Origin of the sequence: Sinomonas sp. (genome assembly GCF_036848755.1) — a bacterium.
GTDB lineage: Bacteria > Actinomycetota > Actinomycetes > Actinomycetales > Micrococcaceae > Sinomonas.
Map to the genome: position 1 here is coordinate 38,070 of NZ_DAIUJO010000010.1, position 11,259 is coordinate 49,328.

Sequence of the window (11,259 nt, forward strand, 5' to 3'; positions counted from 1 at the left end):
ATTGGTCAGCGGAACGAGCCCGCGGTGATTCCCTCGACGAAGTAGCGCTGGGCGAGCAGGAAGATGGCGATGCTCGGGATCAGGGCGATGACGACGCCGGCCAGGACGATCGAGATGCTCCCGGTGCCGAAGTTTCCCTGGAGGGAGACGAGGCCGACGGGGAGGGTGAAGTTGTCCGTGGACTGCAGGAAGATGAGCGGGCGGAAGAACTCGTTCCAATAGGCGGAGAAGTTCAGGACGGCGAGGGTCGCCATCGGTGGGAGCGCGATCGGCGCGTAGATCCGGGAGAAGATCTGGAAGTTCGACGCGCCGTCGACCCGCGCAGCCTCGGCGAGCTCGGACGGCATCTGCAGGAAGTACTGCCGCATGAGGAAGGTCCCGAAGGCCCCGCCGACCGCCGGGATGACGAGCGACCAGAGGTTGTCCGAGAGCCCGAGGTACCGGATCAGGATGAAGATCGGGATGATCGTGGTCTGGGCCGGGACCATCATCGTCGCGAGCACCATCGCGAACACGGCGCCCTTCCCGCGGAAGCGCACGAGCGCGAACGCGTAGCCGCTCATCGTCGACGTGATGAGCTGGAGGATGACGATCGCCCCAGTCACGATGACGCTGTTGACGAAGAACGTCGCGAGCGGCACCTGCTGGAACACCGCCGAGTAGTTCGACCAGACGGGGTCCAGCGGAATCCACTGCGGAGGGTTGTCGAAGGACTGGGCCGGGAGGCGCAGCGACGTCGAGACCGTCCACAGGATCGGCAGGACGAACACCGCGGCGATGACGACCAGGAGCAGGAGCCCGACGCCGCGGTACACCTTGCGGCGGCCCGAGTGCGGAATCCGGATCGTGCGGCCGGTCGGCTGCGCGAGGGGCTGGGGCTTGATGGCTGTGCTCACGAGTAGAACACCCACTTCCGGGAGATGAGGAACTGCAGCCCGGTGAGGACGAGCAGGAGCACGAACAGGACGACGGAGATGGCCGAGCCGTACCCGAACTGGATGTTCTGGAATGCGGTCCGGTAGATGAGCATGACCGTGGTTGTGGTCGCGTCGCCGGGACCTCCCTTGGTCATGACGTAGGGCTGGTCGAAGATCTGCATCGCGTTGATGAGGCCGATGACGGCGGCGAAGAAGATCGTCGGGCTGATGAGCGGCAGCTTGATCGAGAAGAACGTCCGGATCGGGCCGGAGCCGTCGAGGGAGACGGCCTCGAGGACGTCCTTCGGGAGCGATCCGAGGGCCGCGACGAACAGTATGAACACAAAGCCGAGCTGCTGCCAGACGGCGACGATGACGATGGTCGCCGTCGCTCCGCCGGACGAACTGAGCCACTGCACCGCAGGCAGGTGCAGGAGCTGCAGGTAGTAGTTGATGACGCCGAAGTGATCGTCGAAGAGGTAGCTGAAGACGATCGAGATCGAGGCGGCCGAGACGAGCAGCGGCAGGAAGAAGGCCGTGCGGAAGATCGAACGGGCCCACACGGACTTGCGCTGTTGGACCAGGAGGGCCATCGCGAGGCCGACGACGATCTGCAGCACGACAATGAGCGCCGCGAGCAGTGCGGTCACCCCGAAGGAGTGGATGACGGACTGGTCCGCGCCGAGCCTCGTGAAGTTCCGCAGACCGACGAACTCGGGCGGGCTGATGATGTCCCAGGAGAAGAACGAGAGCACGAAGGTGAAGACGATCGGCAGGGCCGTGAAGACGAGGATCGACGCGGCCGAGAGGGCGATCATGAGCCAGCCGAAGACGCCCTCGCGGCGTGCGGCGCGCTTGCGGTTGCGCGCCCGGACCCCCTCGGGGCCGGAGGCGGCCCCGAGGGACTTGGTGCGGGTAGTGAGAGCGGTCATGACTAGCTTCCGACCGATGCTGCCGCGGTTTCGAGGTCCTGCTGGAGCCCGTCGAGTGCCGACCTCGCGTTGCCCGAGGACATGGCCTGGGTCGTGCGCTGGTTGAGGGCGTTCGCCATGGCGTTGTAGTACGGGGGTGCCGGGATCGGGGCCGTGTCGGGGAGCTTGTCCAGGGTGTCGTAGAAGACCTGCCAGTTCTTCGGACCAGTGCTCGAGTAGCGGTCTGCGGTCATCATCGAGCGGCGCGCCGGCGTCGTCGAGTTGCCGGAGGTGAGGACGCTGATCGCGGCTGGATCGACGAGGGATTTGAGGAACTCCCACGCGAGGTCCTTGTTCTTGGACGATTCGAAGATGCCGTACCCGCCCGTGCCGAACAGATGGCGCTGCACCTTCCACTTCGGGAAGAACTGCACGTCGAACGAGCCGTTGGGCATGCCGGCGTTGTGCAGGCCGCCGGCCCAGAAGCCGCCGCCGATGCTCATGCCGATCTTGTTGGACGCGAACAGGCCTTGCAGCGTGGACCCGCCGCCGACGTCGGGCTTGGCCGAGAGGCCGCTGTTGGCAAGCTCGACCATGTAGTCGAGGGACTCGACGACGGCGTCCGAGTTCGCCGTCGGGGCGCCCCACTTCCACCCGCCCCCGCGGCCCTTGGCCGCAGGGTCGTTGGCGTAGAACTGGTTCCACAGCCAGTCGCCGCCGTCGTACTTGCCCTCGGTGACCAAGTTGCCGCCGTTGGCGTACATGAACGAGGTCCACGAGCCCCAGAGGCGCACGACCCAGTCGAAGGGGACTGCACCGGAATTGGACTTGAGGCCGGTGGCGAGGCTGTGGAAGTCGTCCATCGTCCACGATGACGAGGGCAGCTGGAGGCCCGACTTCTGCAGGAGGCTCGTGTTGAAGTACATGTTGCCGGCGTTGAAGTCGGTCGGCAGCTCGTAGAGGTTGCCCTGGTACATCATGGCCTCGACGAGGGACGGGTGGACGTCCTTGAAGTAGGGGGCGAGCTGGTCCTTGTCCCGCTTGACGTAGTCGTCGAGGGGATGGGCGAGCTTCTTCTGGGCGAAGAGCTGGACGCCCTCGGTGGCCACGCTCACGATGTCCGGCGGGTTGCCCGCGGCGATCTGGGTCAGGACCTTCGTGAAGAAGTCGTTCCAGTCGGTTCCGTTGATCCCGTTGAACTTCACTGTCACGCCGGGATTGGCCTTGATGAAGGGCTCGGCGACCTTGGCAGTCGCGTCAGCGGCCTGCTGGGTTCCGAAGTAGGCGACGTTGAGCGTCTTCGACCCGGACGAGGAGGCGCCGGATGGGCTGCAGGCCGAGAGGCCCGCCGTGCCCAGAAGAGCCGCTCCGCCGATCAAGACCGACCGTCGGCTGACCGGCGAGGAAAGGAAGGAAGTCATAGTGAACCTCTCTATTCATACGTATGAACGACCCGATGCGAATGAGTGTGACCCAGATCTCTGGGGCGTGTCAACCCCGCTTTGGAGTGCAGTGGTTTTGAAACGATCAGAACGGGGTATAGGCGGGATTCCGCATGCGGGGCCCGCGGGGGAGAAGGCTCAGCGGAGTGCTGGCGCGGCGACGGAGCCTCGGCGAACGAGGGTTCCGGGGATGGTCGCTCCCCTAGGGGGAAGCCCCGAATCGAGTGCTTCCAAGAGATGCTCGACGGCGGTGCGTCCCATCTCGTAGTGGGGGATTGTCACGGTCGTGAGGGCAGGGGTGATCTGGTCGGCCAGATCCTCCTGGTCGTCGTAGCCGACGACGGAGAGGTCCTCGGGGACCCGCAGGCCCTTCTCCAGGGCGGCGGTGATCGCGCCAACGGCCATGCGGTCGTTGCCACAGACGACGGCGGTCGGCGGCTCGGCGCTGCTGAGGAGCCGGAGGGTGAGGGCGTGCCCGCTGCTGATCTGGTAGTCGCCGGACAGCACCCAGGCCTCGTTGACGGCGAGGCCGGCCTCGGCCATCGCCTTCCGGAATCCGGCCTCGCGCTCGACGCGCGCCGGGTCGTCCTGGGGGCCGCCGAGGTACGCGATCCTCCGGTGCCCGGCTTCGATGACGGTGCTCGCGGCGAGCCGCCCGCCCTCCGTCTCGGCCGGAACGATGGCGGGGATCTTGAGGCTGCCCGACGGCCACGCGTTCACGAGCAGCGACGGGATCTTGGCGAGCCCGGCCGGGGCATCGACGCCCCGCCAGGCCATGGCGGCATACAGCATACCGTCGACCTGTCGGGCGAGGAGGGTGTCCACGGCAGCGGACTCGATCGACGGATCCTCCTTCGCGTCCACGAGCAGCAGGAGATACCCGCGTTCCCACGCGAATTCCTCGGCTCCGCGGAGCACCCGCCCGGCGAAAGGCGAGGAGGCGATGCGGTCGGTCACCATGCCGATCGTGTGGCTCCGGCTGAGGCGCAGGTTGCGAGCTGTCTCATTGGGCCGGTACCCGAGTTCGCGAATGGCCTCGCGGACCCTCTTCTCGGTTTCCTCGGGGATCTTTCCGGTCTGGTTCACCACGTGGGAGACCGTGCTCTGCGAAACGCCAGCAAGGATTCCGACGTCCCTCATTGTGGGCTTGGCTGATCGGACTCCACGCGGCGGCATGGCTCTAGGTTAGTGGTGCCCGCGGTCCCCTTTGCGAGTGGGGCCGGGCAACGGCAGGGCGAAGGCGGCGCCGCACTCGCCAAGCCCAGCATTCTGCGGTTCACTGGGGTCATGCGGTCGATCTGGAAGGGCGCCATCAGCTTTGGCCTGGTGAGCGTGCCCGTGAAGGTGTACAGCGCCACCGAGGACCACGACCTGAAGCTCCACCAGGTCCACGACAAGGACAAGGGGCGCATCCGGTACCAACGCAAGTGCGAGGTGTGCGGCGAGACCGTCGAGTACGCCGACATCGACAAGGCGTACGAGGAGGGCGGCCGCACGGTGGTCCTCACGGACGAGGACCTCGAGTCCCTGCCGGTCGAGCGGAGCCGCGAGATCGAAGTCGTCGAGTTCGTCCCGGACTCGCAGATCGATCCGATGCTCTTCGAGAAGAGCTACTACCTCGAGCCCGAGAAGATCGGCGCCAAGCCGTACCAGCTCCTCCGCAGGACCCTCGAGCAGACGGAGCTGACCGCCGTCGTGAAGTTCGCGCTGCGGCAGAAGACGCGCCTCGGCGCGCTGCGCGTTCGGGGAGACGTCATGGTCCTGCAGGCCCTGCTCTGGCAGGACGAGGTGCGCGAGGCCGAGTTCCCGATCCTGTCCGAGGACGTGAAGATCTCGGACAAGGAGCTCAAGATGTCGTCCTCGCTCGTCGAGAGCCTCTCGACCGACTTCACCCCCGATGAGTTCACGGACGAGTACCAGCAGCAGCTGCGTCAGCTTGTCGAGGCGAAGCTCGAGCAGGGCGAAGCCGTGGACACGGAGGCCACGTTCGGCGAGGCCCCCGAGGAGGGCGAGGGCGCCGAGGTCCTCGACCTCATGGAGGCGCTGCGGCGCAGCGTCGAGAGCCGCCGCAAGGCGTCCAAGGGCGGCAAAGAGGGCGAGGAGAAGGAGACGACGGCGGAGAAGCCCGCCGCGAAGAAGCGCACCCGCAGCGCGGGGTGACCTCCCGTCGTCGTCCGCTGCCGTCAGCCCCAGACGTGACCGCGGGAGAACGCACGATTGGTCCGAGAGCGCACGTTTGGACGCGTTCAAACGTGCTTCTTCGCGTCAAACCTGCGTCTTCGCGTCAAACCTGCGCTCTCGCAGTCGAGACCGCCGAACCCTACGGCCGCGCCCGCAGCTGCACCCGCCCATCCTGGACCCGTGCCTCGTAGCTGGGCTCAGGGGCGGCGGCCGGCCCGCGCAGCACGGCCCCGTCGGCGAGCCGGAACTGGCTCCCGTGGCACGGGCACGTGACGCGGCCGTTGTCGATCGTGCCCTCGTGGAGCTGGCAGCCCGCGTGGGTGCAGACGTTGTCGAGGGCCAGGATCTGGCTGCCGTCGCGCACCACCATCACCTCGATGTCGCCGAGCGTGGCGAGCTTCGGCCGCCCGTCCTCGAGTTCGCTCTCCGAGAGGGCGTCCTGCCAGTCGGTCGGCCCCTCGTGCCATGCCGTGTGGCTGACTTTGACGCCCTTCGAGTACGCGAGGTGGCCGCCGAAGTAGCCGCTCGCGAGGAGGACGCCGAGCCCGCTGAGGGCGAGCCCGCGGCCGGCCGCGCGTCGTCCGGCCTTCCTCGCCACGAGCGAGCTGGCGTAGAAACTGACAGCCGTGACGTTCAGCAGGGCATGCACCACGCCGATCCGGCTGGTGGGGCCGTAAGTGTCTGACCAGTCGTTGAGCCCGGAGGCCGCGGTGGGCGCTGCGGCGACGAGTCCCGCGGCGATCAGGACGTCGGCGGCCTGATGCGTCGACTCCCCGCCGACGAGGTCGAGCAGCGACGCCATGGACCACGCGCCGATGGGGATGTCCGTGAGGACAGCGTGCAGCGGATGGCCCGTCGGGATTCCGCTGAGGAGATTTCGGACGATGCGGGGCTTGACGGCGAAATGGGTCGCCTTGCGGAGCGGGTCGGCGACCTTGTCGATGAACTCCCAGCGCTCGAGGCGGGTGACGGCGTCGTCCAACACGTTCATTGCGTCCTCCTGTGCTGCGGCCAGAGACACGGGAAGGTTACCCCCGGCGGCAATGATTGACCCAGACCCTGCGTGGGTACTGGCTCGGCATGAGCGAGAACGACCTGAACAACGACGAGGGCATGGCCGAGAACGACTACAAGCCAGGCAACCCGTACGACGAGCCACGCGACTCCGGCGACCAGGCGAACGACATTCGCTTCAGCGAGGAGGAGCAGCTCATCCGGGAGCAGGCGCACGGGAACATGCCGCAGAAGGACGACGTGCCGCGCGACATGTCGAACGTCGACCAGGCCATGGCGGGGATCGACGTGCCCGACGCCGACATCAAGGGCGGCGACGCGAGCGACGACCCCGCCCACTACGGCGAAGAGCAGTAGTCAGCCCGCGAGCAGCTCGGCGAGGCTGACGGGCCGGCGGCCGGTGAGGCGTTCGACGTCGTTCGTCACCTCGGCCAGTTCGCCGGCCGCGATCGCGGTGTAGGTCGAGACCCAGGCGTCGTATTGCCACGGCGGGGCGTCCCACTTCTTCCGCGATTCGTAGGCTTCGTCGACGGTCTCGTTGTGGAAGGTGAACGGACGGCCGCGGACGCTGGAGATGACGTCGGCGGCCTCGGCGAGGGTCAGTGCTTCGGGGCCCGTGAGCGTGTACGCAGTCTGCGCGTGCGCTTTCGGGTCCCGAAGCACTGCTGCGGCGGAGCGGGCGACGTCGGCCTGTGCCACCGCGGCGACGCGGCCGTCGTCGGCCGGTCCCCTGATGATGCCATCGGGGCCGCCGAATGGTTCGAGGAAGTCCAGGTAGAGGCAGTCGCGGAGGAACGTGTAGCCGAGGCCTGAGGCCTTGATGTGTTCCTCTGTGTGGAAGTGGTCGCGCGCGAGGGTGAACACGGCGTCCGGCGCGGCTCCCATGAACGACGTGTAGACGATCTGCCGCACGCCGGCTTCCCTGGCCGAGTCGATGAAGGCCTTGTGCTCGTCCAGACGGTGCTCGTTTTCACGGCCTGACACCATGAACAGGGTCTCCACCCCTTCGAGCGAGCTCTCGGAGAGCGCGCGGTCGGCGTAGTCGCAGCGAAGGACGACGGCGCCCGGCAGCTCGGGTGCCTTCGCCGGTGTGCGCGCGAGGAGCCGGAGTTCGATGTTCGCCTTGGCGAGTTCGCGGGCGACAAGGCCTCCCACTGTGCCTGTTATGCCGGTGATGGCGAGCCCGGGAGCGCTGGTCATGAGGGGATCGTACGCGGGGTTCTCGGCTGCCCCGAATAGTCCGCTGCCCTATGTTGTGTCGCGGGTTGCAGGTCTACAGTGTGCGCATGACTGAGCAGCGTGACACCCCCAGCGATCCCGCTGACCACGACACCGAAGCACGCCCCGAGCCCAAGGACACCGGCCCCGGCGACGCTGGCGACGAAGCGAACGACCTCCGCTTCTCCGAGGAGGAGCAACTCATCCACGAGCAGATCCGCCGCCACCGCGAGGAACGCGAGCGGCGGGAGCGCATGGAGCGGGGGGAGAAGGGGTAGGCTAGCCCGCGACTGCGTTCGCCATGGCGAAAACGTCAGCAGGCATCGCCCGGCGAAGCCGCCAGGTGATTGCGATCGGACGCTCTCCGCTGTGCTGGACATAATCGAGTGGTCCGAGGCACGTGTAGGGCACTCCGGTGCCCCAGTCGTCCTTCGCTGCAGGACGCGTGAAGAGCATTACCGTGGAAGTGCCCTGGAGATACCGGCGTCCTACGGGGGAAGCGAGCGTGGTTGTGCTCTGCGACTCCCAGTGGAAAAGCTCAGGCGAGATCGCGTAGTCGCGGTACATAGTGCTCGGTGAGCGCTTGGTCTCGTCCTTGTCCAACGTCACGAAGAAGGCGTCCACCCCCGCGTCCTCGCACCACGCGACGCCCTCACGGTGATTGCCGATCCGGCCGCCGTCCAAGCCTAGGGCGGCCAGTACTTCGTAGCGGTTGTACGTGGCATGCGTGTAGAGCGGCACGTGGGCCGGTCCAAGACCAGAGGGTCCGCTGGTTCCTAAAGGGCGTGGCGCATGTCGGGTGTTGCGCACTCCGAGCTCAACAATCTGCGAGATCTCACGGCACAACCAGGGAAAGCTCCGCACATATTCGAGCCCGTCGTCGTACGCAGCGTCGCCGAGCCCGAACTTTCGCTGCAATTCAAACGTGAAGAAGATCATCCGCGCAAAAGACCGATCCCGTACGCCGAGCTCCCCGTATGGCAACGCCGTCGGAGCGAGTAGAGCCTGATAAGAGCTGGCTCGCTCGCGGTCGTCCACATGGAGGAAGCGTCCTACGCGGCGTAGTAGATCTTGCTCGGCCTCGTCTGCCCTCGCCACAAGGGCGGCGGCAGCGACTCGCTCGAATACCGAATCAGGACTGATGAGCCTCGCCGTTCTCAGGTAGCCCGTCCAGGAGTCAGACGTGCCACGGTAGATGTCCCGCAGCTCATTGCCCGATCTATCAAGGTACGTGTCAAGATCCGTGGTGCCGTAGGATCGTATGTTCTCCGCCAAGGAGCGACGAGGCAGTCGCAACTGGGCCCGGACACCCTCGAGGACGGTGCGCTGGGCTACCCGGTCGAGCACAAGTTGGCAGCCAGAGGGCAAGGATGGAAACTCGGCCTCGATCTCCCGCTCGAGCTGTCTACGACCGATTCCGAGTAGAGCCCGATACTTCAGATCGAAACGGAACTGGCGATGCTGCTGGCCTATAAAGTCGAGGACGGTGAGCACCGCCTTTCCTTCCGCTCGCCTCAGGCCCCGGCCGAGTTGCTGTAGGAACACCGTGGAGCTCTGGGTAGGGCGGAGCAACAACAAGGTGTCGATTTCGGGCACGTCGAGGCCTTCATTGAAGAGGTCGACGGCAAATAGGCAGTTTATTTGGCGATCGCGGAGGCGGCGAAGAGCGTCATCCCGCAGGGCTTTCGGCGTGGATCCCGAGACTGCGCTAGACGGTATGCCGGCCCGAGTGAAGACCTCAGCCATGTATTCGGCATGCTGAACGGAAACGCAAAATCCAATCGCGCGCATGCGGGAGACATCGAGAATTTTATCGCGTAATTCAGCTATAACTTTCGCTGCTCGAGCATCGTTCCCGGTGTACAGGCCCGAAAGCTGGGTCGAGTTGTAACTCCCGCGGCGCCATTCCAGATTCCGCAAGTCAGTCTCGTCGGCTACTCCGAAGTAGTGAAAGGGGACGAGGAGGTCCTCGCCGAGCGCGTCCCACAGCCTGAGTTCACTCGCGATGCGTCCGTTGAAGAATTCATCCGCCACGCTCTTTCCGTCCCCGCGTTCAGGCGTTGCGGTGAGTCCGAGGAGCTCAGCGGGTTGGAGGTGCTCGAGGAGTCTCCGATATGTGGGTGCGTCGGCGTGGTGGAACTCATCGATCACGACTACAGCGAATCGGTCTGGACCGATCTTTTCGAGGCGGTCTGGACTCAGGGATTGGACCGAGGCGAAAACGTGCGTCCAGCCGTTCGGTACTTCGCCGCCGACAAATAGTTCACCGAAGCTGCCGTTGTCGAGTACTCGCCGGTAGGTGCGCCGGGACTGTTCTAGGATCTCGCGGCGATGGGCAACGAAGAGCAGGGTTGGGAAATCCCCTGCGTCTTTCGCCAAACGTTTGTAGTCCAACGCGGCAACCACCGTCTTGCCTGTTCCCGTGGCGGCGACAACCAGATTCTCATGAAGGTCCTTGGCGCGGGCAGCTTCTAGGTCTTCGAGCATCTCCTGCTGGTGGAGGAACGGGACAACTTCGAGGCCAGTAGGGCCGAAATCTCTGCTGGCGGTCGTGCCGCCTGCTCGGCGCAGGGCCTCGTCGAGACGCTCGGCGTCCTTGGCAGGATCGTAGGGAACGAAGTTGGCCTTTTCCCAGTAGGAATCGAACGTGATTTCGAACTTCTGGACGAGTCTCGGGGTGGCCACACTTGAAAGGCGTACGTTCCATTCGAGGCCGTCGAGTAAGGCTTGCTGACTGAGATTCGAGCTGCCGACGTAGGCCGTATTGAACTCGGTGTCCCGGCGGAAGAGCCATGCCTTCGCATGCAGGCGAGTCGCATTGGTTTCGTAATTGATCCGGATATCAGCGTTGTACCGATTAGCGAGCTCGTCGAGTGCGTGACGTTCCGTAGCACCCATGTAAGTGGTGGTGATGACGCGAAGCCGAGCGCCTCTTTCGGAGAGATCTCGGAGGGCACTTTCGAGAAGGCGCAGGCCGCGCCACTTGATGAAGGCGCAGAGCAGATCGACTTGATCTGCGGATTCGAGTTCACGTCGAAGTTCGTGAGCTAAGTTCGGATCCTCGTGGCTTGCCGTTAGGAGTGCTGCCTCGCTCAGCGGCGTGGTGGGACGACGGAGGCTCCGCCGACGGATCTGGTTCGTGTCGTAGACCGCGTGCAACAGTTGAGGCGGGTCCGAAATGGCGTCAGTGCTGGCCAAGCTCGCCAGGAGCCGATTTGCTAGTTCGATGCGCATACCGCTCGGGGCTGTGGTGAGGGCTTCTCGCGCTGCTCGTTCGATGTGACGCGCAAGAGCCTCCGGGGTCTCGGACTCAGGGATGGTCTCGAGCTGGGTGGCCTGGTTTTCAGCCAGGGCGCTCAGGCGCCGTTCGATACTCTGCGTGCGCAGTGTTTCGTAAAGCCCTTCAGGCAGAACATGTTCTAGTTCATGCGGCACGGCAAATTCCCCAACGTCGAGTCACCTGACCAGGCTATTGGTCGAGGCGGATTCCTTCGCGATCGGCACGCACTCGGCAGAGCACTCGTACTCCTCGACGATGAAGTCCACATCGAACTCGGCTGCCACCGCCTTCACGAA

General features: G+C 65.3%; 10 protein-coding genes. 3 read left to right on the forward strand and 7 right to left on the reverse strand.

The features are described 5' to 3' along the window. Window positions 1–5: 5 nt before the first annotated feature. From V7053_RS02865 to V7053_RS02880, 4 genes are all read right to left on the reverse strand, one after another. On the reverse strand, window positions 6–896 hold the full coding sequence (locus V7053_RS02865; protein ID WP_334170760.1) for a carbohydrate ABC transporter permease: 891 nt from the start codon (window positions 894–896) through the stop codon (window positions 6–8). Next, a complete protein-coding gene (locus V7053_RS02870; protein WP_334170761.1) occupies window positions 893–1,849 on the reverse strand; it encodes a carbohydrate ABC transporter permease in 957 nt (318 codons plus the stop codon). The genes V7053_RS02865 and V7053_RS02870 overlap by 4 nt, the downstream gene beginning before the upstream one ends. Before the next feature lie 2 nt (window positions 1,850–1,851). Continuing rightward, complete coding sequence (locus tag V7053_RS02875) at window positions 1,852–3,249, reverse strand: ABC transporter substrate-binding protein (protein WP_334170762.1); 1,398 nt, start codon at window positions 3,247–3,249, stop codon at window positions 1,852–1,854. 159 nt (window positions 3,250–3,408) lie between these two features. Beyond that, complete coding sequence (locus V7053_RS02880; protein ID WP_334170763.1) at window positions 3,409–4,410, reverse strand: LacI family DNA-binding transcriptional regulator; 1,002 nt, start codon at window positions 4,408–4,410, stop codon at window positions 3,409–3,411. A 147-nt stretch (window positions 4,411–4,557) separates the two neighbouring features. Here V7053_RS02880 and ku point away from each other — a divergent pair, with 147 nt between their 5' ends. Continuing rightward, window positions 4,558–5,430: a non-homologous end joining protein Ku gene (ku, locus tag V7053_RS02885; RefSeq protein WP_334170764.1), complete on the forward strand. Its 873-nt coding sequence runs from the start codon at window positions 4,558–4,560 to the stop codon at window positions 5,428–5,430. 160 nt (window positions 5,431–5,590) lie between these two features. Here ku and V7053_RS02890 read toward each other — a convergent pair whose 3' ends face one another. After that, complete coding sequence (locus V7053_RS02890; RefSeq protein WP_334170765.1) at window positions 5,591–6,442, reverse strand: Rieske 2Fe-2S domain-containing protein; 852 nt, start codon at window positions 6,440–6,442, stop codon at window positions 5,591–5,593. 89 nt (window positions 6,443–6,531) lie between these two features. Here V7053_RS02890 and V7053_RS02895 point away from each other — a divergent pair, with 89 nt between their 5' ends. Beyond that, the gene (locus V7053_RS02895; protein ID WP_334170766.1) at window positions 6,532–6,822 is read left to right on the forward strand and encodes a hypothetical protein; all 291 of its coding nucleotides are present in this window, start codon (window positions 6,532–6,534) and stop codon (window positions 6,820–6,822) included. Here the strand turns inward: V7053_RS02895 and V7053_RS02900 are convergent, their stop codons facing one another. Continuing rightward, the gene (locus V7053_RS02900) at window positions 6,823–7,665 is read right to left on the reverse strand and encodes an SDR family oxidoreductase (protein WP_334170767.1); all 843 of its coding nucleotides are present in this window, start codon (window positions 7,663–7,665) and stop codon (window positions 6,823–6,825) included. Between the two features lie 86 nt (window positions 7,666–7,751). On the opposite strand from V7053_RS02900, the gene V7053_RS02905 reads away from it, so the two are divergent. Beyond that, window positions 7,752–7,961, forward strand: coding sequence for a hypothetical protein (locus V7053_RS02905; RefSeq protein ID WP_334170768.1), 210 nt, complete (start codon window positions 7,752–7,754; stop codon window positions 7,959–7,961). Between the two features lies 1 nt (window position 7,962). Here the strand turns inward: V7053_RS02905 and V7053_RS02910 are convergent, their stop codons facing one another. Beyond that, a complete protein-coding gene (locus V7053_RS02910) occupies window positions 7,963–11,094 on the reverse strand; it encodes a DUF3427 domain-containing protein (RefSeq protein ID WP_334170769.1) in 3,132 nt (1,043 codons plus the stop codon). Window positions 11,095–11,259: the final 165 nt, after the last annotated feature.